Annotated in this window: 23 protein-coding genes; 3 read left to right on the forward strand and 20 right to left on the reverse strand. The window is 42.4% G+C overall.

The annotated features are described in order from the left end of the window. Positions 1-623 precede the first annotated feature (623 nt). Together AC04Q1_RS21545 and AC04Q1_RS21550 are read right to left on the reverse strand one after the other, a co-directional pair. Positions 624-1,142, reverse strand: a complete 519-nt coding sequence (locus tag AC04Q1_RS21545) for a DinB family protein (protein WP_478366607.1) — start codon at positions 1,140-1,142, stop codon at positions 624-626. Positions 1,143-1,157: 15 nt separating this feature from the next. Next, the gene (locus tag AC04Q1_RS21550) at positions 1,158-1,319 is read right to left on the reverse strand and encodes a hypothetical protein (protein WP_478366608.1); all 162 of its coding nucleotides are present in this window, start codon (positions 1,317-1,319) and stop codon (positions 1,158-1,160) included. Positions 1,320-1,488: 169 nt separating this feature from the next. Between AC04Q1_RS21550 and AC04Q1_RS21555 the strand changes: the two genes are divergently transcribed. Next, the gene (locus tag AC04Q1_RS21555) at positions 1,489-2,694 is read left to right on the forward strand and encodes a glycosyltransferase WbsX family protein (RefSeq protein WP_478366609.1); all 1,206 of its coding nucleotides are present in this window, start codon (positions 1,489-1,491) and stop codon (positions 2,692-2,694) included. A 6-nt stretch (positions 2,695-2,700) separates the two neighbouring features. Here AC04Q1_RS21555 and AC04Q1_RS21560 read toward each other — a convergent pair whose 3' ends face one another. The 8 genes from AC04Q1_RS21560 to AC04Q1_RS21595 all read right to left on the reverse strand — a co-directional run bounded on the left by AC04Q1_RS21560 (position 2,701) and on the right by AC04Q1_RS21595 (position 11,752). Then, on the reverse strand, positions 2,701-4,440 hold the full coding sequence (locus tag AC04Q1_RS21560) for an STN and carboxypeptidase regulatory-like domain-containing protein (RefSeq protein ID WP_478366610.1): 1,740 nt from the start codon (positions 4,438-4,440) through the stop codon (positions 2,701-2,703). Beyond that, the gene (locus AC04Q1_RS21565; RefSeq protein ID WP_478366611.1) at positions 4,440-5,399 is read right to left on the reverse strand and encodes a FecR family protein; all 960 of its coding nucleotides are present in this window, start codon (positions 5,397-5,399) and stop codon (positions 4,440-4,442) included. The genes AC04Q1_RS21560 and AC04Q1_RS21565 overlap by 1 nt, the downstream gene beginning before the upstream one ends. Before the next feature lie 14 nt (positions 5,400-5,413). Then, positions 5,414-6,016, reverse strand: coding sequence for an RNA polymerase sigma-70 factor (locus AC04Q1_RS21570; RefSeq protein WP_478366612.1), 603 nt, complete (start codon positions 6,014-6,016; stop codon positions 5,414-5,416). Between the two features lie 86 nt (positions 6,017-6,102). Continuing rightward, the gene (locus AC04Q1_RS21575) at positions 6,103-7,197 is read right to left on the reverse strand and encodes a hypothetical protein (protein ID WP_478366613.1); all 1,095 of its coding nucleotides are present in this window, start codon (positions 7,195-7,197) and stop codon (positions 6,103-6,105) included. A gap of 297 nt (positions 7,198-7,494) precedes the next feature. Then, the gene (locus tag AC04Q1_RS21580) at positions 7,495-8,289 is read right to left on the reverse strand and encodes an SDR family NAD(P)-dependent oxidoreductase (RefSeq protein ID WP_478366614.1); all 795 of its coding nucleotides are present in this window, start codon (positions 8,287-8,289) and stop codon (positions 7,495-7,497) included. A 467-nt stretch (positions 8,290-8,756) separates the two neighbouring features. Continuing rightward, positions 8,757-10,541 carry an ATP-binding protein gene (locus AC04Q1_RS21585; RefSeq protein ID WP_478366615.1) on the reverse strand — a complete coding sequence of 595 codons (1,785 nt, stop codon included), beginning with the start codon at positions 10,539-10,541 and terminating at the stop codon, positions 8,757-8,759. Between the two features lie 155 nt (positions 10,542-10,696). After that, on the reverse strand, positions 10,697-11,071 hold the full coding sequence (locus AC04Q1_RS21590; protein ID WP_478366616.1) for a response regulator: 375 nt from the start codon (positions 11,069-11,071) through the stop codon (positions 10,697-10,699). 111 nt (positions 11,072-11,182) lie between these two features. Further along, positions 11,183-11,752 (reverse strand): Crp/Fnr family transcriptional regulator, encoded by a 570-nt coding sequence (locus tag AC04Q1_RS21595; protein ID WP_478366617.1) that lies wholly within the window; start codon positions 11,750-11,752, stop codon positions 11,183-11,185. A 115-nt stretch (positions 11,753-11,867) separates the two neighbouring features. Between AC04Q1_RS21595 and AC04Q1_RS21600 the strand changes: the two genes are divergently transcribed. Next, complete coding sequence (locus AC04Q1_RS21600; protein ID WP_478366618.1) at positions 11,868-12,608, forward strand: SDR family oxidoreductase; 741 nt, start codon at positions 11,868-11,870, stop codon at positions 12,606-12,608. A gap of 56 nt (positions 12,609-12,664) precedes the next feature. On the opposite strand, the gene AC04Q1_RS21605 is transcribed toward AC04Q1_RS21600, so the two are convergent. The 10 genes from AC04Q1_RS21605 to AC04Q1_RS21650 all read right to left on the reverse strand — a co-directional run bounded on the left by AC04Q1_RS21605 (position 12,665) and on the right by AC04Q1_RS21650 (position 23,380). Continuing rightward, entirely contained in the window at positions 12,665-13,027 is a 363-nt protein-coding gene (locus AC04Q1_RS21605) for a hypothetical protein (RefSeq protein ID WP_478366619.1), read from the reverse strand. 590 nt (positions 13,028-13,617) lie between these two features. Continuing rightward, the gene (locus AC04Q1_RS21610) at positions 13,618-14,748 is read right to left on the reverse strand and encodes a sensor protein KdpD (RefSeq protein WP_478366620.1); all 1,131 of its coding nucleotides are present in this window, start codon (positions 14,746-14,748) and stop codon (positions 13,618-13,620) included. A gap of 8 nt (positions 14,749-14,756) precedes the next feature. After that, the gene (locus tag AC04Q1_RS21615; protein ID WP_478366621.1) at positions 14,757-15,005 is read right to left on the reverse strand and encodes a hypothetical protein; all 249 of its coding nucleotides are present in this window, start codon (positions 15,003-15,005) and stop codon (positions 14,757-14,759) included. Between the two features lie 158 nt (positions 15,006-15,163). After that, on the reverse strand, positions 15,164-16,234 hold the full coding sequence (locus tag AC04Q1_RS21620; protein ID WP_478366622.1) for a porin: 1,071 nt from the start codon (positions 16,232-16,234) through the stop codon (positions 15,164-15,166). A gap of 259 nt (positions 16,235-16,493) precedes the next feature. Next, on the reverse strand, positions 16,494-17,054 hold the full coding sequence (locus AC04Q1_RS21625) for a K(+)-transporting ATPase subunit C (RefSeq protein ID WP_478366623.1): 561 nt from the start codon (positions 17,052-17,054) through the stop codon (positions 16,494-16,496). 100 nt (positions 17,055-17,154) lie between these two features. After that, the gene (gene kdpB, locus AC04Q1_RS21630; RefSeq protein WP_478366624.1) at positions 17,155-19,182 is read right to left on the reverse strand and encodes a potassium-transporting ATPase subunit KdpB; all 2,028 of its coding nucleotides are present in this window, start codon (positions 19,180-19,182) and stop codon (positions 17,155-17,157) included. An 88-nt stretch (positions 19,183-19,270) separates the two neighbouring features. After that, positions 19,271-20,983, reverse strand: a complete 1,713-nt coding sequence (kdpA, locus tag AC04Q1_RS21635) for a potassium-transporting ATPase subunit KdpA (RefSeq protein WP_478366625.1) — start codon at positions 20,981-20,983, stop codon at positions 19,271-19,273. Positions 20,984-21,022: 39 nt separating this feature from the next. Further along, entirely contained in the window at positions 21,023-21,100 is a 78-nt protein-coding gene (locus AC04Q1_RS21640; RefSeq protein ID WP_082035969.1) for a potassium-transporting ATPase subunit F, read from the reverse strand. A 543-nt stretch (positions 21,101-21,643) separates the two neighbouring features. After that, positions 21,644-22,756, reverse strand: coding sequence for a M20/M25/M40 family metallo-hydrolase (locus AC04Q1_RS21645; protein ID WP_478366626.1), 1,113 nt, complete (start codon positions 22,754-22,756; stop codon positions 21,644-21,646). 18 nt (positions 22,757-22,774) lie between these two features. Continuing rightward, the gene (locus tag AC04Q1_RS21650; RefSeq protein ID WP_478366627.1) at positions 22,775-23,380 is read right to left on the reverse strand and encodes an N-acetyltransferase; all 606 of its coding nucleotides are present in this window, start codon (positions 23,378-23,380) and stop codon (positions 22,775-22,777) included. Positions 23,381-23,749: 369 nt separating this feature from the next. Here AC04Q1_RS21650 and AC04Q1_RS21655 point away from each other — a divergent pair, with 369 nt between their 5' ends. Next, positions 23,750-25,126, forward strand: a complete 1,377-nt coding sequence (locus tag AC04Q1_RS21655; RefSeq protein ID WP_478366628.1) for an aspartate kinase — start codon at positions 23,750-23,752, stop codon at positions 25,124-25,126. The last annotated feature ends 73 nt before the right edge of the window (positions 25,127-25,199 follow it).

Consider the following 25,199-nt stretch of genomic DNA (forward strand, 5'->3'; position numbering starts at 1 on the left):
CTGTTTTTTTGATTCTTCCGGCCCTTGGGATTGACGGTGTTCTTCGGTAAAGCCATTGGTTTATTAACGGGAGCTAGCAAAATGCCTAAAAACCAATACAAGACAGGTGTGTACTAATGGTAGCTATAATAGGCAGGGGGTTTAAGTCGAAGTGCTGTTGCTAAATTGAAGGTTCAATGACATGCTGCCCGATAATCCATTTCTTTTTTCTGCCCTGCAGTCCCTAATACAACCACTTACCACGCCACCTAAACCCGATCGAAGCGAGATGCCTGTTATTTCAACCGGCAGAAGCGGGAGCGGGACTGTATTCACCCAAAAGCACCTGTTCCTGCTTTCCAAGAATAACAAACCCAGATAGCAAAAAATGATATACTTCAATGGCATGCTGCCCAATAACCAATTTCATTTCAGCGCCCTGCAGTCCCTGATAGGACGACTTACCCTGCCATTTAAACCCCTGCCTGCAGCAGGCAGGCGATCGAAGCGGGATGCCGGTTTTTTCAACCGGCAGAAGCGGGAGCGGGACTGTATTCACCCAAAAGCACCTGTTCCTGCTTTCCAAGAACGATTATAACGCAGATTGCGACTAAATTGACATCCTATTATGCTAGGCACCTATCTTAAAGATTATCATCCCTTTTCACCACAGCCGCCGTCACCATCAGCTGCCCGACATGGCGCATCGTATGCTCTGCTGCATGGAACAACAAACCAATCACGGTTGATGGAAGCCCTGCGCGGCCTACACCTCTAAAATCGGGCAAGGTTGCTATATCCGTATTTTTTAACTGTTCTAATGCGAGATCTACCTGGGTATTGAAACGGTTGACCAGATCGGCTACGGTATAGCCACCTGTCTTGTCGGTGCCTTCTTCGGCCAATTGTGCAAACTGAAATTCGGAAAGGCCTTGTGCCCGGGCGTAGGTAAATACCCGATCGAGTACGCCACTTAAATGCTGAAGGTGAAAACCTGTAGCGGCCATTCCGGCAGGCCGGATCCACAATAGAGCTACGGGAAACCCCTCCATGTACTCCGCAATCTCTTCCCTGGCCTGTAACAGTGCATGGGCAACCGGCTGGAGTAAGGGATCAATTTCGGGCAGTGTTCCTCTCTGCCATACTTCTAATTTTTGCGACATCCCTTAATATTGCTGTTAAACATAGGAGATGGTTACAATCAGCAGCCAGATTAAGCTAAACACACCCCCAAAATAAACCATCGGCATATTTTGTTTCAGGTTTTTCTTTACAAAGGCGGCATACAAGATCCAACCGAAAAAGGCAATAAAATATAGCGGAACTGCGAATAACAACATAACTTAAAATATATACTCAAATATAAACAAAACGAAGTAGATTCCTTTAATAACCGCTGGAATTGCTCAGTAGCGATAACCCAAAGAATTTGTTACACAGGGTATGGATACTTCCATGGGATTAAATTTATATTTGAGTTCACGCCGAAGCCAAATCCTCAATTACAACATGAAAGGAAACCAATACCTTAAGCTCCTGTTTTTAGTCTGCAACCTTCTTTTAACAAATATTTTGTTTGCACAAACCAAAACCACAGCAACTAAAAGACCTTATGACGTAGCTGCTTTTCTCTATCCTGCCTATGCAAGCGACGACCCCAGGTTGCGCCCGTTCTGGCCGGCAGGAAACGGGGAGTGGGAAACGGTGCTGAATATGCAGGAACGTTTCCCTGGTCATTACTGGAACAGAAAACCATTATGGGGACCGGTTAACGAGGCAGATCCTGCTGTAATGTCGATGGAAATTAACCAGGCGGTAACACATGGGGTAAATGTATTTATTTTCGACTGGTACTGGTATGATGGCAGGCCCTTTATGGAAACTACTTTGGATAACGGTTTTTTAAAAGCCGGCAATAAAGATCAGATGAAATTTTACCTGATGTGGGCCAACCATGATGTGGTAAATACCTGGGATACCCGTTTAAATAAATACAATGAAAATAATGTGATCTGGACAGGAAAGGTGAGTCGTGCAGACTTCGAAAAAATATGTAAGCGGAATATTGAAAAGTATTTCAAACTGCCGCAATATTACAAAATAGACGGGAAACCGGTTTTTATGATCTATGATATGCCGCAGCTCATTGAGGGGCTGGGTGGAGTGGAACAGGCTGAAGACGCATTAAAATGGTTTAAACGCGAAACAAAAAAAGCAGGCTTTCCTGGACTGGAATTGCAGTTAACCATGTGGTCGATCAATATGAACCATAGTGGTTTTGATGGGAGTAAAACCCAGAACCCCGAAAATGCATTTGTAAAGAAACTGGGTTTCACCAGCGCAACGCATTATCAGTTCTGTCATTTCGCCAATGTAAACGATGATTATCTAAACATCCTTGAAGGGGTAAAAAAAGAATGGGCACGCATCGATACCACTTTCGAATTTGTGTATTACCCGCACATCAGCGTAGGCTGGGACAATAGTCCGCGTACCGGGAAAAGCGCGGTGGTGAGAAACAATACCCCCGAAAATTTCGAAAAGGGCTTGCGCATGGCCAAAGCCTATGCCGACGCGCATCCAAAACAGGTGCCCTTAATTACCATCAACAGCTGGAACGAATGGACGGAAACCAGTTATCTCCAGCCTGACAATGTTTTTGGTTATGGATACCTGAATGCGGTAAAGAAAGTATTCGTAGATGAACAGCGGTAACTGATGTTATAAAGAAACCGTAAGTCCAAAGTTCCAGCCCAACCAGCCTTGTGCACCATTACTAAAATCGCGATGCCGACTGGGTGCAAATTCTTTTTTATAATGATTGGCAGAGGTACTACTTGGTGTACCCATTACATAATAAGAATAAGCGGGTCCGGCGAAAACGGTAAGTCGCGATAATACATTCACCTGAAAATGGCTTTGCAGCCTAAACAGATTATTCACTTCCTCAAAACTCCCCAGGTATATCGATTGGATGGTGCCTTCTGCTGCGATGGAGAAGCGTTTGTTCAGTACGAAATCGTGACCAAGGCCCAAACCAAATGTAAGCACCTGGGCGGTGTCTGAAAAGTTTTTACCGGCAATGAGTAAACTGTACAGATTGGCATTCCCGGTTTTAAAGGCAATATTGGTATTGATCACCTCATTGGTATAAACACTTATGTTACGATAGCCGTTGCCGGACAGGTTGATTAAACCGATGCTGACGCCTGATGAGGAATCGGCCAGATTAACCACACCCAATTGAAAGCCATCCATCTTTTTGGCATAATTAACAAGCCCCGCAATTTGCGCTCCCTTTAAACGGCCGTAAGTTTTATTGAGCACACCAGTCAATTGCACACCGGCTATATTTTTACCCAGATTGATCAATCCTGCTACCTGTGCCCCATTTACATCTTTTGCAGCATTGCCTGCCCCGGCCAGTTGAACGCCCCGAACCTTGCCATCTGTCCTGTTTAACAGGCCCGCTATCTGCACACCATCCATATCGAGGTTTACGTCGTTATAAGCGCCCGAAAGCTGCGTTCCCTCCACCGATCCGCCCACGATATTGAACAAACCTGCCATTTGGATTTTTTTGATATCGCCCTTGGTTAAGTTGAAAACACCCGCAACCTCTACACCATCTGTGCCGGCAGTATAGCCTCCAAGGATATTTAAGGAGGCCTTATTGATTACACTCGAGCTCATGCTGCCATGTGAGCTTAGTCCTGGTGTAAATGAAGCCTGAAAAGGGGTCTGTGCAAAAAAATCAGGGATATTCAGGTTCTGGATCCGTTGTTTGGAAGAGAGCAAAAACCGCCAGATTCCCCGTCCACCGAAGGTGTTCGAAAAGAAGGCACCACGCTCTTTATTGGGATCCTCATACTTTGTGGGTTTAATGTTGATATCGGCCAAAAAAACCAATGCGGTATCGCGGTAAGTTTCTTTACTGGCCGTTAAAACTACGCCACTGTGTTCGCCCCGAAAGCGTAGCGTAAAATATCCCATGTTATCGGTAAGTGCTGCCTGGAGTAATCTCTTTTCGTACACACTGGCCTGTTTTACCTTATTTCCAGTGCGGGTATCGATCACATAGCCACTGATCGCATATTCATTGTCGCCATTGGCAATATGTTCTGCTTCGATGGTAAAATGATTCACAGCATAACGCAAAATAATATATTCGGCGTTTTCTTTATAATCTACCTTCCCCTCAAATAGCTGGTCTAAAACTTCACGGACGGGGACATTTTTAACATTCAGACTTACCAGACTGTCTTGCCTGAACAAAACGCCATTGTAAGAAAAATAGAATCCTCCCGCCTTACTCATCATCTGCAAAACAGTGCTTACCCGCTCTTGCTTAACGTTTAGCGTAACCCCTTTTGATAAATTCCTGCGGTAATCTACCATAGTAACCTGTGCCATACAGTAGCCCGAAATAAAGAGCAATAAAATAACCAGTATATTTCTCATTAATGTTTATCAGACAGCAAAATGTTATCGCCGTTACGGGTAATGCTTAAATTTAAAGTTTCACAGATAATATTCAGGTTCTCGTTTATAGAACCCATTCTCAAAGTGGTACTGATCGTTAATGACTTTGCCTTTTGATCTAAAGTGATATTGGTTCCATAGGCTTCATTCAAGGTATTTATCAGTTTTGATAATGGGATATTATTGGCCTGGAATATTCTGGTTCTATAATAGTTATACAACTGATCGGTGCTTTGTTCTTTTGCCAGTTTACCTTCATTGCTGGTAATGAGGATTTTTTCGCCTTTGTAAAGTTTGATTTCCTGATTCGCAAAGCGGACCCTAACTATTCCGCTTTCTACATTAATTTCGGTATCTTTTTGGAGGTGTTTGATGTTGAAGGAGGTACCCACCACTTCTACACTTACCCGGTCGATACCGATTACAAAAGGATGGGTTTTATCTTTGGCCACATCAAAAAACACCTCGCCCTGCACCAGTTTCAGCTTTCTGTTGTTCTTAAAATTACCGGCATAACTGATATTGGTATTCTTGTTCAGCGTCAATGCTGATCCATCGGGCAAGGTATCCATACGAATCTCTTGTTTAGTCGTTAATTCAGTATAATTTCCGGGGCCGAATAAACTGTATCCCAGCCATCCCCCCACAGCAATACACAATACCGCAGCAATCCTTAACCAAAGCCTGGGGGCATTTAACGGTTTTATGGTTCCTCCCTGTGGTTTTAAACCTTCTCTCCTTGCCTTAAAGCTTGTCCAGGCCAGCTCTTTGTCCCTTTTGCCTTCATTTTTTAACGTATTGCTTAGCTGCCAGATGGTTTCCAGCTGCGCAAAATGTTTTGTATTGGCCTCCGTAGCTTGTAGCCACTTTTCTACCTTTTTGTTTTCTTCTACAGTACTTTCTTTTAGAAGAAATTTCATCAATAATTCATCAGTCATGCGCTTTCTTCTTTCTAATTAAAAAAATCCTTATAGTACCATAGCCCCAGTAAAACCAATATCAGGAAATCGGCCAGTTTAAGCCTTAAAATCTTTAAGGCCTTACCCATCTGGTTTTCTACCGTTTTGATCGAGAGGCCTAAATGATCGGCTATTTCGCGGTATTTCAGTTCCTCAAACCTGCTCATTTGAAAAATGGTACGGCATTGTTCGGGCAGATGGTTTAAGGCTTCTCTTAAATGCTGTTGCAGCTCGCTTAGTTCGACTTTTAGTGAGGCAGGCTCATGTTCTGTGTTCATGGTGTGTACAGTAAAATCCTGGTATTTACTTTTGGTTTTTTCCTGCTTAAGGTAATTTAAGCTGTCGTTGTAAACGCATTTATAGAGATATGCTTTTATCGATTGTATGTTCAGGCCAGCCCTTTTCTCCCAAAACTTCAGGAACATGCCCTGTACAATCTCTTCGGCAACATCTTCATCTTTTAAGATCACCTGTGCATAAGCATGCAGGGCATTATAATGCGTTTTGAATAATGTTTCAAATGCGGTTTCATCATCGTACCGATGTGCAATTCCGGAAGCTACTGCTGTTAAGGCCACTGAATTAATTGTAATCAAATATATGTTTGTTTTTGTAATGAGTGAATTTTGAAGGCGAGAATGATGGAGTCGCGCAAGACCAACATTCTCTCATCCAATAATTACTAAAAGCTTATCGCCAAACCACCTGTATAACCCAAGAATAAACCGTGCAGACTATTGTCTTTTCTATCCCAGGTTTTTACATAATGTTTTTGCAGGGTTTTGCCTTCTTCGGTATTGGTGGATACAAAATTGAATGATGGCCCGGCGAATATTTCCAGATTAGGACCTATTCTAAATGAAGGCATCAGCTGGAAGGTAGATTTAAAATAATTACCGCGTTTAAAATTCTGCAATGAACCTCCAAGAAGTTCAGCATTTAACCTGAAATGTTCTGACTGGAAAAAATGTGCCCCTAAGCCGGCTTCGAAAGCATAAACCTCGTCGTTGTTTTTAAAGTTATAACCCGCACCGATAATGCCATACAGTACTTTACCGCCCGACCTGAAAGTGGCCATGGTCGTTAAATTTTGATTGGTGGTTAAAGCAATACTCTTTTCGCCGTTTTTAACAATGTTGATGATCCCGATCGGGTAGTCGCTGCTATCGGCAATATTAATAAAACCAGCCAGCTGAACACCCTTCACTTTCCTGGCGATATTGATAAAACCTGCAATCTGTGATCCCGTTACATCCGCAGCCTTATTCATAAAACCGCCAATTTGTACGGCAGACACATTTTTAGCGGCCCAGTTCATAAAACCAGCGATTTGAGCGCCGCTATTTCCTGTAGAGATATTGGTAAAACCGGCTATTGCCACACCATTGCCGCCACCGTACGTATTCATAAATCCCGCAAATTGTGCGCCCTGTGCCTGGCCACCAACGTGATTGGAAAAACCGGCCAGCTGCGTACCATTGGCATTTTTACGGATGATATTGGAAAGGCCGGCAAAAGAGATTCCCTTTTCTGCTGCCGAAACACCAGCCAACAGGTTCAACGAAAATACATTTGTATCCAGCGCGGCGCGTGTACCGTTTGTACTGATCGGATATACCAAACCGATATTTACCCTATTTTTTTTGTTTTCCTGCCCAAAACTGTTTAAGCTGGTGCTGATCAATATTACCAAACCCAATACCTTAATCCCTGCTATTTTTTTCAGGGTGGTATTTGTGGCGAATCTGTTTTTAATTTTTGTCAAAGTGCTGTTCATTTTTGTCTATTTTTAAAATGAGACAACGAACTGCACACTTACCCCTATGGGAGAGAAAAATAAATATTTTATACGGAAATGAGGAATGAATGATGGAAGATGGAATGGACTAATTGTTCTACATTTTGATAATCCCGGCTTGCGCTAGTTTCCCAACAAGCGCATCAATAGCTGAACGGTTTTATCATTTTAAACGATTAACCAGTCAACGCTCGTTGGAAACGAGCATTAGCAGAAATAACCTGGCTTGCGCTCGTTTCCAAACGGGTACGTCAATAGCTAAACGGTTTTATCGTCTTACAATATCGATCTCACCAAACCACCCTCTACCCTGATCGCTGCGCCATTGGTTCCAGAAGCCAGCGGACTCACGTAAAAAGTAACGGCGTTGGCAATTTCGCTTACATCCAAAAAGCGTTGCAGTAATGAAGTTGGCCGCATATTTTTGAAGAAATCGGCTTCTACTTCTGCTATGCTAATGTTTCCTTTTTTGGCCAGATCTTCGATAAAACCGCCCACACCTTTTGACTTTGTAGGGCCGGGCAGAATTGAATTTACGGTTACCTGGGTACCTTGTGTCAGTTCAGCCAAACCACGGCTAACGGCCAGCTGTGCGGTTTTAGTCATGCCGTAGTGAATCATTTCATCCGGAATAAATACGGCCGATTCGCTGGAGATAAAAATAATCCTGCCCCAGTTTTTCTTTAACATTTTTGGGAACAACTCGCGAGACAAGCGGATGCCGCTCATTACGTTAACTTCAAAAAACCTGAACCAATCTTCATCACTGATTTCTTCGAATGCTTTAGGCTCGAAGATTCCGGCGTTGTTGATCAGGATATCGACTTCCGGCAATTTTGCAATGAGGTTGCTTACTTCTTCGGCTTTAGAAAAATCGGCGGCAATGCCCGACACCAATCCGTTCCCGGCAATACCTTCTAACGCCTTAACCGCTTCCTCTACCCCCTCTTGCGATCGGCCATTGATAATTACTTTTACACCTTCCTTTAACAAACTTTCGGCAATTGCGAATCCAATACCAGCGGTAGATCCGCTGATAAAAGCTGTTTTATCCTTTAATTGTAAATCCATTTTTATTCTTTTAAATCATGTTGATGATAAAATGATGATTGCCCTGTGGCTAATACAAACTGAACAATTTTCTGGTTAAAATGTGTCATAGAAATATGCTAAATTCGGTATCAGGTCTACAACAATCTGGCCATCGTTCCTACTGGCAATTATCTGTCTAAAAATGGGGTCAAAACAAAAACAGACCTTGCTGTGCAAAGTCTGTTTTGTTCTTGTTTTACGGTAGATGTAACAATAGAACAACTCCCCTATGTATATTGTTTTAAAAAATGTAAAAAAATATTGATGAATAATAACTTGCTCTTGATTTGAGATTAATCTCCCCATTTTGGAAAGCTTTATGGCGAACTGCTTGTCACTGAAACACAAAAAATGAATCATGTTCTCTGTTAATCAGTGTCACCGTGGCTAATGCTTTGCGTCTCAACTGAAGGCAGTCCTTACAATCTGAGGTCATTTATCATGATTTAGAGGGGCAGACTAAAATAAAAGGTAGATCCTACACCAAGTTCGCTTTCTACCCAGATTTTTCCGCAGTGCCCTCTGATGATTTCATCACACAGATAAAGACCGATGCCAAAACCACTGATGTTGGCCATCTGCTTACTATTTACCCGATAAAAACGATCAAATAATCTCTCCTGATCGGTAGGCAGGATCCCCATGCCTTCATCTTTAACGCTTACCTGGGCAGTTTGATTTATGGTAACGCAGGCTACGTTAATGGTAGAACCCGGTAAAGAATATTTTACCGCATTGTTAATGAGATTCGTAATTACCTGTCCTATTTTATCTCTATCGGCGTTAACAGGGGTATGTTCTACAGGTGCAAAAATAATACGGTGTGAGGATATGGTAGCCAGCGATTCGATCTCTGCCTCTCTTACCAGATCGGCCATATCAAATAGCCTCAGGTTGATGGGTATTTTTCCGGTTTCTGCCCTTTTCATGTTCAGAAAACCATCTATCAGGGTACTCATCTTTTTGGTTTGGATGTAAGCCCTATCCAGAATGTTCCCGCTAAAAGTATCCTTGATCTTATGGGCACGCATTTGTAATACCTGAATATAACCACCCATTGAGGTTAGGGGTGTTTTGAGTTCGTGGCTTACCATGCTGATAAAATCATTTTTACGCTGATCATTTTCTTTTTGTTCCGTAATGTCCATCACGGTACCGGAAAAATAAGATTTTTTCCCCTTTCTGGTTGGGTTCAGTTTCCCTGTCGATCTTACCCAACGTTGCCGTTTGGTTCTTAATTCGATAATCGGATATTCCAGATCATATGATTTATTGCCTAAGAAAGCCTGATTAATTTCCTCGATTATTTTCGCCCGATAATCTTCCCTTATCTGTTCTGCAGCAGCTTCGTATGGCATGGTTTCATGTTCCTGATAACCAAAAAACTGTTTTAAGCGCAGTGAAGGAATAAATGCTCTTGTTTCGTCGTCAATATACCATATCCCCAAATCGGCCTGCTCTATAGCCATATTTTTTAGGTTTTCGCTTTCGGCCAGTTTTGCGTTTAACAACAGTAAACTATTCTGGGTTACGTTTAATGCATCGTTCGCCGATAAAAGCGCTTCATTGGCAACCTTAATTTCTTCATTGCTTTCGGATAACTCGACATTAAGTCCCTCTATTTCCTTTTGACTACGCATCAGTTCTTCGTTAGCGGCCAACAGTTCTTCGTTAGCTGCCGCAAACTCTTCCATTAACTCGTGCTGTTTTTCTATTTCACTAATCGAAGAAAGACGGAGCTCAATTTCATCCATCACTATTTTGGCCATGCGTTCCATAATGGCCCTTTCCTGTGCATCGAATTTCCGTGGTGTTTTATCTATAATGCACAGTGTGCCAATCCTGAAACCATCGGCTGTAGTTAATGGCGCGCCTGCATAGAATTTTAAACCAAAGCTACCCGCTACATTCGGGTTGGTGAGCAAACAGGGTTCTTCCGGTGCGTTTTCAAAAACCGTTACTTCCTGGTCCAAAACAGCGAGTGAACATACACTTACCCCCCTTTGAGCAGTTCGGGCACTGCCCATGCCCACATTGGCCTTAAAATAAACCTGTTCGGCATCAACTAGTGAAATTAATGAAATGGGCACATTAAATATTTGCGTGGCCAGCTTCGCAATATTATCAAAGGCATTTTCGGGTGGTGTATCTAATATTCTGTAACGTTTGAGGGCTTCAATACGCTCGATATCATTATCGGGAATAATATTCTTTCCGAACGTATTTTCCATTGTTGTTATTACGGTTTATAGTGATCGATAGACGTTAAAGTGAAGGGTTTCTATATTTAGAAGGAGCATTTTAATGTTCAGTCTACCTTTTGTAACAGCAAGGTTATACAAATGTTTGATACCTGTAAGTATTATTCCGAAAAAGAGTATTAAGGTTAGCGATCAGTATAGTGGGTTAATTGGAAATCAACTTTTTTAAGCAGGTCAAAAATATCAAAGGGTTTGGCAATAAAATCTTCTGCCTTGCAGCTTCGCCGCATTTCATTTAGGCCTGCGTGGGCACTCATCATCATAATGGGTATGCGTTTTGTTTCTTCATTACTTTTTAGGTTATCGCAAACCTTCAAGCCATTGCCATCAGGCAACCTAACATCAAGCAGATATAAATCCTGTGAAGCCTTACCCTCGAAAGCCATGAAATCTTTAACATTAGAGAAACCATATACTTCATACTGTTCATCGGTCAATATCATTTCGATAATCTCACGTATGCCCTCATCATCTTCCAATAAACAAATTTTCTTTCCCATAAATATAAAGCCCTGACCTATTAGCTGATTAGCACTAATTTTTAACACCGAATAAGTGATAATGTTTTAGATTATTCACGATTTGCCAAATCAACAGATATATTGATCCAATTAGATCTGCCTTCTGATCCGGGATAAGGATTGAGGGGTGATACCAAGATAAGAAGCGACATCGCTTAACGATACCCGATTTGCAATATCGGCCTGCTTGTTAAGAAACAGGCGGTACCTGTTTGTAGAATCCTGCCCTAAATAAAAATTGCGCGTATTGATCTTATCGATTAAAGCTTGCTGCGTAATCTGATCAATGAGTATTTTGAGATAGGGCACCTGTTCATAGAGCGCTAAAAGTGCCGTTCTGCTGACCGCGAATACCGCACAATTACATGCACATTGTATGCATTCTTGCGCGGGCACCTGATGGCGGAAACTATTTAAAATGGTACAGAACTGGTTCTCCTTTAAAAAATAATGGGTTACCTCATTTCCTTTTTCATTTCGGATAACGATGCGGAGCACACCATCCACAATAAAAAAGAGCTCTTTACAAACACTGCCTGGCTGCGTGAGTTCTTCCCCTTCCTTAAAGGTTTTGTGTTTAAAAGCTTCCATGATGAGTTTCGCTTCTGTTGCCGAAATCGGGTGATGCAGATTCAGGTAGCTAATGAGTGTATTGTACATGGATATTTATACGGGGGATTGGATTGCACAAAAATAGAAGCCCCGATCGATTTTACCAATTGGTAAGTGGATTGAGGACTGATATCTTAAAATTTGCACTTCAATTTACAACATCATGAAAATAAAAGCAAATGAATTTACACTGGAAGGAAAAACAGTGATCATATTGGGGGGCAGCTCAGGTTTAGGTCTTGCAACCGCACAGGCCGCAGCACAAGATGGTGCTAAAGTAATCATCGTATCCGGAAATCAAAGCAGGATCGATGATGCCTTAAAGTTTTTACCTGAAAATTGCAGCGGATCTGCAGTAGATCTGAGTAAGGAAGAAAACATTAAAGATTTTTTCGATTCAGTAACACCTTTCGAGCATCTGGTATACACCGCAGGCGAAAATCTGACCTTGAATACCATTAACGAAACCAATATTGAAGAAGCCCGTAAATTTTTCAACTTAAGGTATTGGGGCGCCTTTGCAGCGGTGAAGTATGCGGCAAAGAAAATCAAAGCAGGTGGTTCTATTAATTTAACCGGAGGAACCGCAAGTCCACGGCCGGGCGCTGGCTGGGGCATAGCCGCAAGTATATGCGCGGCGATGGAAGGTTTTACCCGTGCAATGGCAGTAGAGCTTGCACCCGTACGTGTAAATTTGGTTGCACCAGGCGTGGTGAAAACCAATTTATGGAACAGCATGAGCGAGGAAGACAGAAATAACCTCTACACAGGCCTGAGCGAAAGTTTGCCTGTAAAACGTGTTGGCGAGGCCAGCGATATTGCGCAGGCATTTTTATATACCATGAAACAGCAATACGGCACCGGACAGGTCATTTATGTTGATGGTGGCTCGGTATTGGTGTAAAAATGTAATCTGGAAGTAGCCTTTATTACTTCCAGATTAATTACGATAGTATTAACCTATTGAATCTGCCGCTTCACTGCTTTAAGCTGCGTGGCCAGCAATACGCCCCCAAGGGCAGCCGTTAGAAAAACACCCTCTAAAATCCATAAACGTTTTTTCTTTTTAAAACCACGGTAAAAGGTATGCGCTGCCATCACCCCAAGGCCAACAAACTCAATATTCCGTTGTACCCTCTTCGATGAGTCTTTGTTCTTAATTAAGGCAATCCGTAAAAGTTCGTCTATTAAACTAATGTTTTTAGAAACACTCTTTCTAATCTGCGCCTTACTTGCCGAAGCACCCAGTTTCTTTGCTGCGGTTTGTAATCCGCTAGTGGTAATTTCATTAATCAAACGTGTCTTAGTATCTTTTCTTTCCATATCGCTTTCCATAAGTCCTATTATTTCAACCCTGCTTGTCAGATATAGTTTTGACTAATTTGAGAAATTATAGGCCTTTCCTAAACCTAGCGGTTGTTATTGGCAGAAACAGAAGTACATTAGAGGCAGGGTAATCTTTTTTATTAGAAAATGAACGTGTTTAGCAATTGGCTGTCTTCGGCCCCGCTTTTCATTACAAGTCCTCGCTGCGCTGTGGGCTTTTCATTGCAATCGGGTTTAGGAACAAAGGTTCTGCGCCCTGCAACCGCCCAAATGAAATACAACTGTGGCCACCTGGCCCAGGCTGAAGCGATACCCTTCGGCAACGAGGTATTCCGAACCTTTGGAAAAGCGTATAAGCGGAGGACGGGAAGAAACCAAGTGTTGTGTACAGGCCTCTCGCTCCAAAGAAATAAGCATTTTAAAATCAGGGGAATGAATTGTCTGTCGTTCTTCACCGTCTGCAACCCGGCTTCACCCTTTACTCCGTTACACTTCAAGTCCGCTCCAATCGGGTCTGGGAACGGGGACTGTGCTATGCAATACGCGCGGAGTGTAACCGAAGGAGTAATTATGATCATCAATATTGTTTAGGAGAGAATAACCAGATCGATATCTTTCATCGCCAGGTTTTTGAGTAAACCGTTAAAAACTGCCGTGCGGAGGATCACCTGAAAAATATTGAGATGGGGCTTGCCAATACAAATGGTGGTAATTTCTTTTTCGGTCGCCAGATCGATGATGGTTTTGGTGATGGCATTGCTTTTTACTTTGATCACTTCGGCACCCAGTTCGGTAGCCAGTTTAAAATGGTTAATCAGGTATCGCTGCTTATCGAGTTTAATGCGTTCCATGCTTTCGCCATCACTTTGCACATACAATACAATCCATGGCGAGCGGTAGTAGGAAGCCAATCTTGCTGTTTTGCGGATCACTACACCTGCCGTTTCTGCGTTGGAAGAAATACAGGCTAAAAAACGCTCGGGCCTGAGTTTTATAGATTTGGGGATTTCGGTCTGTATTTTTCTCTCTACCTGATGCACCACCTCTTTAAGGGCCAGTTCGCGCAGCTGAAGGATTTTGTCAGACTGAAAAAAATTACTTAATGCCCTTTCAATTTTCGATTGATCGTAGATTTTACCTTCCTTGAGCCGGGTCACCAGTTCATCTGCGGTAAGATCGATATTGACGATCTCATCGGCGATCTCCAGTATCTTGTCCGGAATACGCTCCGTAACGGCTATCCCGGTAATCTGTTCAATCTCCTCGTTGATGCTTTCTAAATGTTGGATATTTACCGCAGAAATTACACTGATCCCGGCTTCGAGCAGATCGAAAACATCCTGCCAGCGTTTGCTATTTTTGCTGCCTTCAGCATTGGTGTGAGCAAGTTCGTCTACGATAACAATTTCAGGGTGGCGGTTTATGATCCCTTTCAGGTCCATTTCCTCTATTTCTTTACCCCTATAGAAGATTTTTCGCCGCGGGATGATCGGAAGGCCGGCAACAAGTGCTTCTGTTTCTGCTCTTTTATGGGTCTCCACATAGCCGATGCAAATATCTACCCCATTGCGCAACAACGCATGAGATTCCTGAAGCATCCGGTAGGTTTTACCTACGCCCGCACTCATACCAATATAGATCTTGAGCTTTCCGCGTCTGGATTTTTTGACGAGATCTAAAAAGTGTCTGACAGATTCTTCTTTTTGTTCTTCTTCCATGATCTTTTTTACCAGGTAACGCTCATAATTCCTTTTTCTATCAATACAGTAATGGCAATAATCAATACCAGGGTGAACAATACCACCATAAATCTAAAAGAAATCTTTTTAGAAAGCAGCTTGAGATGCTGCTCTTCTGCATAACTTCTTTTGATGGAGGATGCCCTACCCTTTTTTAATGCGCTTAGTTTTCTAATCATCAGCGTTCCTGAGATTGCTAAAAATAAGCTGAACAGGATTTCTATGTAAGGATGCATTGTTGTGTGATTAAAATTTATCTAATCCGCTACGCTGAGCCTGTCGAAACGCTTTCAACAAACTCAGCATGACAGATATTAAAGGTTGATGGTCATTCCCGCGCAGCAGAATCGCCTAATTCATCCCCCTGTCCCCTTTAAAGGGGACTATAGCAGGACTAAAACGAAACTGCAATACTTGCAGTAAGTGTGGCATTGGCGTTAACCGCTGCCGCGTCTCTTGCAAATATTTTGTCTTTGCTATCATAAGCCTTTCCTTCCAGTCTGATTACTGCGTTTGCTATTGGCGCATAATCCAGGTTTAAAGAGTAACCCTTGGTTTTAAAACCATTTGGTGTTCCGGTAGCAATGAAAACTCCGTTTTTATCTTCATAATATTCGAACCTTCCGGCTATAGCCCATTTAGGTGCAAATTTGTATTGTAGGATGGCCACTGGCGAGATCACCTCGTTTTTATCGTCACTGCCTTTTTCCTTTTGTTGGGTGCCATAATCAAATCCAACAGTCACATCAAATTTATCGGTCAGTTGGAAAATCCCATAAATGTTGTGGTAAAACCTGTTTACCCTAACCGAATCGGCACCCTCAGTACCCAGATAATTGCTGTAGTTCACGGTGATTTTATCAGTCGGTTTCCAGCTGAGTTGAAGTCCGCCGGCAGGTTTATCATTTCCGTTCACACGGGTAATGCGTTGCCATCCATTGAGGTAAAGCGCCGTTGCGGTAAATTTTCCATCTTTGGTACCATAAGTAATTTTAGCACCCGACTCATAATATGGGGTATTCTCCGAAGAAATATTTCTGGTGAGTACCCAACAGTCTTTTGAAACTGCACCTTCGAAACCGATATGCGAAGAAAAAATTCCGGCATCTATCCAAAGATTTTCCGATTTGGATAATTTTACACCTGCATTGGCCTCAAAGATATTTTTTAAGACGCCAGGCTCCGCAGCAAGGTTGGCATTGGCATACGTTCCTGCCATTACCGCTAAATTTGCACGGATATTTCCGCTATCGTAAGCGGCCTTGATAAAGCCAAGGTTCAGGTTCACTTCGTTTGCACGGTTATGCGAATAAATAAAAGCCGGACGGTTATGATCTGCTGGTTTGTTAAAATCGTATCCATAATAGGCTTCAAGGTAACCGCTTACTTTAATTTTTGGTTCTTCCTGTGCTTTCGCGAAGAATCCTGTAGTCAGTGTAGCGGCTAGTAATAGTAGTTTTTTCATTTTTTATTATAATTATTTTGTATTGGGCAAAGCCAATGCGGGCCATATCCTTTTATGACCCCATCCTGCTTTGTTATTGTTATTGTTATTTTGGGTATTATTTGTTAAAAAAATAAAAGCACTGCGGAGAATATTATTCATTAACATTAACCTAAGTCGCTGTCAGTCTGAGTTTGTCGAAGTCTTATTACTTATTAAAAGAAATACTTTTTTTGTTCTTCGACAGGGTCAGGATAACAGTCTCTCCGCATGCCCATCTTTAAAGTTGATCAAGCGCCAGGTTTAATTTCAGCACATTTACTGATGAAGGGCCAAAAACACCCATAAATGGCTTAAGCGTATTCATGGCAATCAGTTCTCTTACTTTTTTCTCATCCACTTTTCTTGCTTTTGCCACTCTTGCAACCTGAATGGCCGCACCTTGCTCAGAAATATTCGGGTCGAGCCCGCTTCCTGATGCAGTAACCATATCTGCAGGGATATCTGATTTTTTGATTCCAGGGTTGTATTTTAATAAAGTATCGATACGCGACTGTACCTCCTTTAAATAATCGGGGTTAGACGGGCCTTTGTTAGAACCTGCAGAACCTGCCGCATTATAAGCCACTGCTGATGGTCTTCCCCAGAAATATTCTGGTTTGCTAAAAGACTGGCCAAGCAATGCATAACCAACAGTTTTACCGTTCTTTGTGATTTTTTCTCCACCACCATTTCCTTTAGACATTTTGCCGATAAAGGCCACGGTGATTGGATATACTACGCATAACAGCACCAGTAATACAAGGGTTAAGCGGATGGATTGAATGATGTACTTTTTCATTTTCTTTTAATTTTTATTGTCATTCTGAGCTTGTCGAAGGAATTTTTAATGCGTTCGACTAATGTCCCGGTTTATCGGGAGACTCAACTTGACAGGATTTTTATATAAATAGTCCGACCAATAAGTCGATTATTTTAATGCCTATAAATGGCGCCACTACCCCACCAATACCATATATAAACAGGTTACGGCGTAATAATGCAGTTGCACCGATAGGTTTGTAAGCCACACCTTTTAATGCCAGTGGGATCAGGATCGGAATAATGATGGCGTTAAAGATCACTGCCGACATGATGGCTGATTCTGGTGAGTGCAGGCCCATGATGTTCAGGCTTTGCAAAGCAGGGATTGAAGCGATAAATAATGCCGGAACGATTGCGAAATATTTGGCCACATCATTCGCAATAGAGAAAGTAGTTAAGGTACCACGGGTGATCAACAGCTGTTTCCCGATTTCTACGATTTCGATCAGTTTTGTAGGGTCGTTATCTAAATCGACCATGTTACCAGCCTCTTTAGCAGCCTGTGTTCCACTGTTCATCGCTACGCCAACATCGGCCTGCGCCAAAGCGGGTGCATCATTGGTACCATCACCCATCATCGCTACCAGCTTGCCCAGTGCCTGTTCGTCTTTGATGTAGTTCATTTTATCCTCAGGTTTAGCTTCTGCGATAAAGTCATCTACGCCGGCTTTTTCAGCAATGTATTTAGCGGTCAATGGATTATCACCGGTTACCATTACGGTTTTTACACCCATTTTCCTTAGACGTTCGAAACGTTCGCTGATGCCAGGTTTAATGATATCCTGCAATTCGATTACCCCAAGGGCTTTTTCATTTTCAGACACCACCAGAGGCGTTCCTCCATTGGTAGCGATAGCCTTCACATGGTTTTCGATATCGGAAGGAAAAATATTCCCTGCTTTCTCTACCATATTCCTGATCGAATCGAAAGCACCTTTTCTGATCCTTCTTCCATCAGCGGTATCTAATCCACTCGAGCGTGTTTCAGCGGTAAACTTAATAAAGGTAGATCCCTCTGGTGTTCCGGCAGATTTTAAACCCTGTTCGGCTGCCAGTTCGATGATCGATTTCCCCTCTGGCGTTTCATCGGCCAATGAGCTCAGCATGCAGGCATCGGTAAAAGCTTTAATGTTTACACCTGCTGTTGGATAAAAATTAGTCGCTTTACGGTTACCGATAGTGATGGTTCCGGTTTTATCTAAGAGCAATACATCAATATCACCCGCTGTTTCTACTGCTTTACCAGATTTAGTGATCACATTAGCTCTCAACGCTCTGTCCATTCCGGCAATACCAATGGCTGATAAAAGTCCACCGATAGTGGTTGGGATTAAACACACAAAGAGCGAGATCAATGCGGCAATCGTAATCGGCGTATTGGCGTAATCGGCAAAAGGTTTCAAGGTTACGCACACAATGATAAATACCAGGGTAAAACTCGCCAGCAAAATGGTTAAGGCAATCTCGTTTGGTGTTTTCTGGCGTGAAGCACCTTCAACCAGGGCAATCATTTTATCTAAAAAGCTTTCTCCGGGAGCTGTACTCACCTGAACTTTAATTTCATCAGACAAAACTTTTGTACCACCGGTGACCGAAGATTTATCACCTCCGGATTCGCGGATCACCGGAGCAGATTCACCGGTAATGGCCGATTCGTCGATGGTGGCAATACCTTCAATAATCTCACCGTCTGTTGGGATGGTATCGCCTGTTTCGCAAACAAATACATCTCCTTTTTTCAACTGGTTAGATGAACGGATTTCGATGATTCCGTTTGCCAAAAGCACTTTGGCTGGTGTTTCTTCTCTTGTTTTGCGAAGGCTGTCGGCCTGTGCTTTACCTCTTGCCTCCGCAATGGCTTCGGCGAAGTTTGCAAACAGCACGGTAAGCAACAAAACTAAAAAGATGAAGAAATTGTATAAGGGAGATCCTTGTCCGCTATGGCTGAAAGAATACACGGTAACGTAAGCCATCACCAGTGTTCCGATTTCTACGGTAAACATGACCGGGTTACGGACCATTACCCTTGGATCGAGTTTGATGAAAGATTGTTTTAGTGCGGTCTGCACCAGGGCAGGTTCGAACAATTTATTATTGGGTTTCATATTATTTATTTATGTATAATGGAAGATGTGTGATGGATGATGGAGGGCTTAATGCCCATTTTCCATCATCCCTCTTACCTTTTCCATCTTAGTGAGTAAAATATTCTGCCAATGGACCTAATGCCAGTGCAGGGAAATAAGAAAGTGCATTTAACACGATGATTACGGCAAAAGTCATCAGTGCAAAAGTTTTGGTATCTGTTTTAAGTGTACCGGCTGATTCAGGGATGAATTTTTTAGCGCCTAATAATCCAGCAATGGCAACTGGGCCAATAATCGGTAAGAAACGGCCAAGGAAAATCACAATGCCGGTTGATAAGTTCCAGAACATATTGTTATCACCTAATCCTTCAAACCCCGAACCGTTGTTGGCATTTGATGAAGTCATTTCGTAGAGCATCTCAGAAAATCCATGGAAACCAGGGTTATTAAGCCAGTTTTTTGGCTGAACGGCCCAGGCGGCATCGCCATGACTGGTAAAGATGTAACTCGCTACAGCTGTTCCTGCGAGGATTAAAAATGGACTTAATAAAGTGATAATGGCAGCGATCTTGATCTCTCTGGCTTCTACCTTATGTCCGAGAAACTCTGGTGTTCTACCCACCATCAGTCCCGAAATAAATACGGCAACGATCAGATAAATAAAATAGTTTAATAAACCTACACCGCAACCTCCATAAAAAGAGTTGATCATCATTCCAAGCAACTGCCAGGTACCCGACATCGGCATGGTACTATCATGCATACTGTTTACCGAGCCGGTAGAAATAATGGTAGTTACCGTTGCCCAATAAGCAGAGGCAGCCGGGCCAAACCTAACTTCTTTACCTTCCATTGCCCCCGTAGTTTGAGAAATACCCATTTTTGCCAGGGCCGGACTTCCACCTAACTCTGAGCTTAGCATAGGGAGCAACAGCATAAACAAACCAATAGTCATTACCCCAAAAATGGTCCAGGCCAGTTTTTTCCTGCGGATGAAATAACCGAATGCAATGACCATGGCAATTGGAATAATGACCTGTGCAATCAGCTCAACCATATTGGTCAAGTAGCTTGGGTTTTCGAATGGATGTGCCGAGTTGGCGCCAAAATAACCTCCGCCATTGGTACCCAAATGTTTAATGGCTATCAATTGAGCGGCTGGTCCTCTCGACACATTAACTGTATCGCCCTGTAAGGAGATAAACTGATCTTTACCATCGTAACTTGCCGGCGTGCCGTTAAAAGTTAAGATTAAGGCCACTACAACTGATAATGGCAATAATAAACGGGTAATTGATTTGACGAAGAACTCCCAAAAGTTACCCAGTTCAGTCGTTGTCTTATCTCTAAAGGCTTTAAAAAGGACTACCGCAGCGGCGATACCTGTTGCCGCACTCACAAACTGAAGAAACATCAGTACATATTGCTGGGTGAGGTAACTTACGCCACTTTCGCCCGAATAATGCTGAAGGTTACAGTTGGCAACAAAGCTGATAATGGTGTTAAAGGCTAAATCTGGAGTCATCCCAGGGTTTCCGTCCGGATTAAAGGGAAGTTTATCCTGGAAAATGAGTACAAAGAAACCGTAAAACAACCAGAGTATATTAATGGTAAGCAGTGCTTTTAACTGCTGCTTCCAGTTCATCTGTTCTTTAATGTTAATTCCGGAAAGCTTGTAAATACCAGTTTCCAATGGTTTTAAAAAATCTGTCCAGACTTTTTCTCCTGCAAAAACCTTTGCCAGGTATTTTCCCAGTGGTATGGCAATCACCAGGGTGAGCAGGAATGTGGCGATAATGCCTGTTAATTCAGTGTTCATTTTTTGATTTGTTAATTGTCCCCTATAAAGGAGAAAGGATTAAAATTTTTCGGGTTTGATCAGCACGTAAATCATATAGATAAATACGGCGATGGCGATAATAAATAATGCGATCATAGTGTTAGATTTTTTCGAACCAGTCGATTGATTTGTAAGTTGCCCAGCAGAGCAGAATTAGGATTAAAAAAATAAGTATTGTCATGATTGTATAGCTTTTGCTTGCCATTAGCCAACTCTTATACCACAAAAAAGAAACAAAACATAATCAATTGATTTACAGCTACTTAAATACAATACATTTTACTTAATTTAAATCAGGCATAAAAAAACCCTTCCATTTTGGAAAGGTTTTTTTCATTTGGGGAAATGAGGAGCGCTCATATTGTTTATACTGAGCGGAGCGAAGAATCTGTTTTTGCTTAGCACATGCTCAAATAAGCCTATAGCTTTGAACATCGCGTGAGAGGGATATCCTGGCACGGCCCCTTTATTATAAATCCGATAGCAGTGAATGCCGGTTTTTCATTGGCTGGAACGCATAGCGGGACTGCTGCCTGCTATGGAATAGTGCCAGTCATTTCCAAAACACAAAAGAGCCGCACACGTTTTTTATATCGATTTTCATTAAATAAATTAACACTCAGAATGACACGCAGGTACTTAGAAATGTCCTTTCAGCTCCAGCCCTTCCAGCAGGCTGATATAAATATCAATCCCTTCTTCAATTTCTTCGATGCCAATAAATTCATCCGCAGTATGCGAGCGGGCAGAATTACCTGGTCCCATTTTAACCGATGGCATATCCAGCCAGCCTTGGTCTGAACTTGTTGGCGAAAGATAAGTTTTCCTGCCCAGCGCAAGCCCAGCCACAACCAGGGGATGAAGAATATCAATAAAGGAAGGTTTTAACGCATTCGGACGCAGTGTAAAATGGCATGAGGTATGGTTGATGATTGTGTTTACAATTTCTCTTTCGGTATAATTGTGATCGAAACGGATATCTACCGTAAAGCTGCACTCAGCAGGCACAATATTGTGCTGAATTCCCGCCTTAATTTCGGTAACCGACATTTTCACGGGTTGCGGTTCACCATCCATGATTGGAAACAAATAACTTCTAAACCATTCGATATCTTTAAGGGCATGGTAGATGGCGTTGTCGCCTTCTTCTCTTGCCGCATGGCCCGATCGTCCTTTCGAAACGCAGTCGATCACCATTGAGCCCTTTTCGGCAATGGCCATCTGCATGCCGGTAGGTTCGCCTACAATGGCAAAAGAAATTTCTTTAAGATCGTCCAGTATACTGCGGATGCCCAGTTCGCCCGAGGTCTCTTCTTCAGCGGTTGCTGCCAAACAGAGATTAAACGGGAGGTCTTTCCGATCAAAGAAATACAAAAAAGTGGCGGTTAGGGCAACCAGTGGCCCACCGGCATCGTTGCTCCCCAATCCATGTATTTTTTCATCTTCAATAACCGGATTAAACGGATCTCGTGAGTACTGTCCGTTGGGTTTTACCGTATCATGATGAGAATTTAAAAGAATGGTGGGTTTTGATGCCTCCATATATTTATTATAGCACCAGATATTGTTATGTTTCCTAAAAGTGTTTATGCCATGCTGGTTTAAAAAAGATTCAATATGATCGGCAGTAAGCATCTCCTCACCGCTAAAAGAAGGAATAGAGATTAAGGTAGAAAGGAGTTCGAGCGATTCCTGATAAAGATGATTAAGATCAGGACCTTCGAGAAGGTGTATTTTACTAATAGTATTCATGGTGATTTGATTAGATGATTAAGAACGGGCTATTTCCTGATAGATTTCGGTTTGCTGATACACAATTGGCTGTGCATCTATAAAATATTCCGGATCAAAGAGCATGGCAGTACAGAGACAGTTGCATTTTTTCTTGCGTTCCAGAATATCGTAGTTTACACAGCTTTTGCAACCCTCCCAAAAACCTTCATCATGGGTGATCTCTGCAAAACTGACCGGAAGAAAACCGAGTTTGGCGTTCATCCGCATAATGGCTGGCCCTGAGGTAATGCTAAAGATTTTTGAATTGGGGTACAGTCTTCTCGACATTTTGAAGATCCTGTTCTTGATGGACCTGGCCACGCCAGAGTTCCTGAATTTTGGCGCTACAATAAGTCCCGAGTTGGAAACGAAGCGGTCGTTCTCCCAGGTTTCGAGGTAAGAAAAACCAACCCATTCTCCCGCATTGGTTAGGGCAATAACGGCCTTGCCTTTTGCCATCTTTTCGATTACTGACGGTACCGTTCTTTTAGCGATTCCTGAGCCCCGCGCAAGGGCAGATTGTTCTGTTTCCTTTATGATTTCTTCTGCGTAACGCGCATCACTCTGATTGGCAATGCGGACAAAAATGATCTGGTTATCCATGATGATTAAATTTCATGGCGGGCCTATCACAAAGTGGATGCCTTTAACACTTTAAGTTGCCAAATAGTGGCTTAAGCCCTATTATAAGCTTCTAATTTTTTTTCTCATGCCATTTTCTACAGCTGTTACCTTACCAAAATGGAAGGGTTAATTTCATTATGGCAAAGCATTTAGTCACCTATATCGCTTTTGATGAAGAGGCAAAAGAATTGTAGAATTATCTGGCATTAGCCATTCATCAATAAAATATGCTTCGGAGGTAAATGAAATAAGGTTTCCCTGATCCAATCAGGTCTTCTAAATCCGGCGTTAAAGACTTTAAAACAGCTTTTGGCACATCAATGGCATATCAGTATATAAAATCAAATTATGTTAACGGTAGAAAAAATTGGGGGTACATCAATGTCGGCCCTCGAAGCGGTAATCAAAAACATTATTCTTTACGGAAGAACACCAGAAGAACTTTATAACAGGGTATTTGTCGTATCTGCATTTGCAGGGGTAACAGACCTGTTGCTCGAAAATAAAAAAACCGGTGCCCCTGGCATCTATCATAAAATCTGCAAACACCAGGATTTTCGCCCGGCCATGCAAGGTCTCATCACAGAGCTTAAGCTGATCAATATCAGGTATGCGCCCTTAGGATTAAATCTTGTTGAGGCTGATCTGTTTGTAGAAAAACATATAAAAAAAGCATTGGAGTATCTGGATAACCTGGTGAATATCCTATCATCAGGTTATGTAAGCAAAAGTGGGATCCTGCTGGCAGCAAGGGAAATACTGGCTTCTATTGGCGAAAGCCATTCGGCATTCGTGCTCAGCAACATTTTGGAAAATCAGCACATGAGTGTAAAAAGGATCGATCTGGGTGGTTTTGATGATCATGATTCATTAACAATAGACCAGAGGATAAAACGGGCATTTAAGGAAGTGCCCTTTGCCCGCACCATCTGTGTCGTTACCGGATATACCAAAGGAACAGAGGGTATTATGCGCGAATTTGACCGGGGCTACTCAGAAGTAACTTTTAGCAAGATCGCCGAAATCCTTCGGCCTGATGAAGCGGTCATCCACAAGGAATATCACCTATCAACCGCCGATCCCGCCATTGTTGGCCGGGAAAACTGCATTCCAGTGGGTTACACCAATTATGATATCGCCGATCAGTTGGCTGATGTAGGTATGGAAGCTATCCATCCATCGGCATCAAAACCACTCGAAATAAAGGGCATAAGCCTGCGCATCAAGAATACTTTTGATCCGGCACACAGCGGAACCCTGATTACGAAATCCTATCTCTGTGAGCAAAAAAGGATAGAGATGATTACGGGAACAGATAAGTTAATCATGATCGATGTCTACGATGCGCTAATGGTGGGTAGTGTAGGCAGCGACCTAAAGGCGATGCAGATTTTCGCCAACCATAACATCTCTTACACCTTTAAAACCACCAGTGCAAACAGCATTTCCACTTTGATCTGGGAAAAGGATTTCCACAAAAGCCTGATCAGCGATCTTGAAAAAGAATTTGAAAAAGTTACCTATGAAAAAGTGGCTATAGTTTGTCTGTTGGGTTCCAATATCGATCAGCCCGGCCTATTGGCAAAAAGTGCTGCCGCCCTTACCGCAAATGGAATTAACATCAAAAGTGCAGGTTTTGCGCTCAGAAAAGTGAATATCCAGTTTATTTTGGATAGGGATGATTACAAATCAGCCATAATTGCGCTGAACAAAAGAATGAAATAACTATAGGCATATGTTAATCCTAATTGATCGTGTTTATACGCAAAATGCACATGATGCAACAAAATAAAAACTT

The sequence above is a fragment of the Pedobacter humicola genome, assembly GCF_056490705.1.

What these genes read in the sequence shown, in the direction of transcription:
- AC04Q1_RS21545 (WP_478366607.1), bottom strand. Translation starts at nt 1,142, where the DNA reads ATGTCGCAAAAATTAGAAGTATGGCAGAGAGGAACACTGCCCGAAATT.
- AC04Q1_RS21550 (WP_478366608.1), bottom strand. Translation starts at nt 1,319, where the DNA reads ATGTTGTTATTCGCAGTTCCGCTATATTTTATTGCCTTTTTCGGTTGG.
- AC04Q1_RS21555 (WP_478366609.1), top strand. Translation starts at nt 1,489, where the DNA reads ATGAAAGGAAACCAATACCTTAAGCTCCTGTTTTTAGTCTGCAACCTT.
- AC04Q1_RS21560 (WP_478366610.1), bottom strand. Translation starts at nt 4,440, where the DNA reads ATGAGAAATATACTGGTTATTTTATTGCTCTTTATTTCGGGCTACTGT.
- AC04Q1_RS21565 (WP_478366611.1), bottom strand. Translation starts at nt 5,399, where the DNA reads ATGACTGATGAATTATTGATGAAATTTCTTCTAAAAGAAAGTACTGTA.
- AC04Q1_RS21575 (WP_478366613.1), bottom strand. Translation starts at nt 7,197, where the DNA reads ATGAACAGCACTTTGACAAAAATTAAAAACAGATTCGCCACAAATACC.
- AC04Q1_RS21580 (WP_478366614.1), bottom strand. Translation starts at nt 8,289, where the DNA reads ATGGATTTACAATTAAAGGATAAAACAGCTTTTATCAGCGGATCTACC.
- AC04Q1_RS21585 (WP_478366615.1), bottom strand. Translation starts at nt 10,541, where the DNA reads ATGGAAAATACGTTCGGAAAGAATATTATTCCCGATAATGATATCGAG.
- AC04Q1_RS21590 (WP_478366616.1), bottom strand. Translation starts at nt 11,071, where the DNA reads ATGGGAAAGAAAATTTGTTTATTGGAAGATGATGAGGGCATACGTGAG.
- AC04Q1_RS21595 (WP_478366617.1), bottom strand. Translation starts at nt 11,752, where the DNA reads ATGTACAATACACTCATTAGCTACCTGAATCTGCATCACCCGATTTCG.
- AC04Q1_RS21600 (WP_478366618.1), top strand. Translation starts at nt 11,868, where the DNA reads ATGAAAATAAAAGCAAATGAATTTACACTGGAAGGAAAAACAGTGATC.
- AC04Q1_RS21605 (WP_478366619.1), bottom strand. Translation starts at nt 13,027, where the DNA reads ATGGAAAGAAAAGATACTAAGACACGTTTGATTAATGAAATTACCACT.
- AC04Q1_RS21610 (WP_478366620.1), bottom strand. Translation starts at nt 14,748, where the DNA reads ATGGAAGAAGAACAAAAAGAAGAATCTGTCAGACACTTTTTAGATCTC.
- AC04Q1_RS21615 (WP_478366621.1), bottom strand. Translation starts at nt 15,005, where the DNA reads ATGCATCCTTACATAGAAATCCTGTTCAGCTTATTTTTAGCAATCTCA.
- AC04Q1_RS21620 (WP_478366622.1), bottom strand. Translation starts at nt 16,234, where the DNA reads ATGAAAAAACTACTATTACTAGCCGCTACACTGACTACAGGATTCTTC.
- AC04Q1_RS21625 (WP_478366623.1), bottom strand. Translation starts at nt 17,054, where the DNA reads ATGAAAAAGTACATCATTCAATCCATCCGCTTAACCCTTGTATTACTG.
- kdpB (WP_478366624.1), bottom strand. Translation starts at nt 19,182, where the DNA reads ATGAAACCCAATAATAAATTGTTCGAACCTGCCCTGGTGCAGACCGCA.
- kdpA (WP_478366625.1), bottom strand. Translation starts at nt 20,983, where the DNA reads ATGAACACTGAATTAACAGGCATTATCGCCACATTCCTGCTCACCCTG.
- AC04Q1_RS21640 (WP_082035969.1), bottom strand. Translation starts at nt 21,100, where the DNA reads ATGATCGCATTATTTATTATCGCCATCGCCGTATTTATCTATATGATT.
- AC04Q1_RS21645 (WP_478366626.1), bottom strand. Translation starts at nt 22,756, where the DNA reads ATGAATACTATTAGTAAAATACACCTTCTCGAAGGTCCTGATCTTAAT.
- AC04Q1_RS21650 (WP_478366627.1), bottom strand. Translation starts at nt 23,380, where the DNA reads ATGGATAACCAGATCATTTTTGTCCGCATTGCCAATCAGAGTGATGCG.
- AC04Q1_RS21655 (WP_478366628.1), top strand. Translation starts at nt 23,750, where the DNA reads ATGTTAACGGTAGAAAAAATTGGGGGTACATCAATGTCGGCCCTCGAA.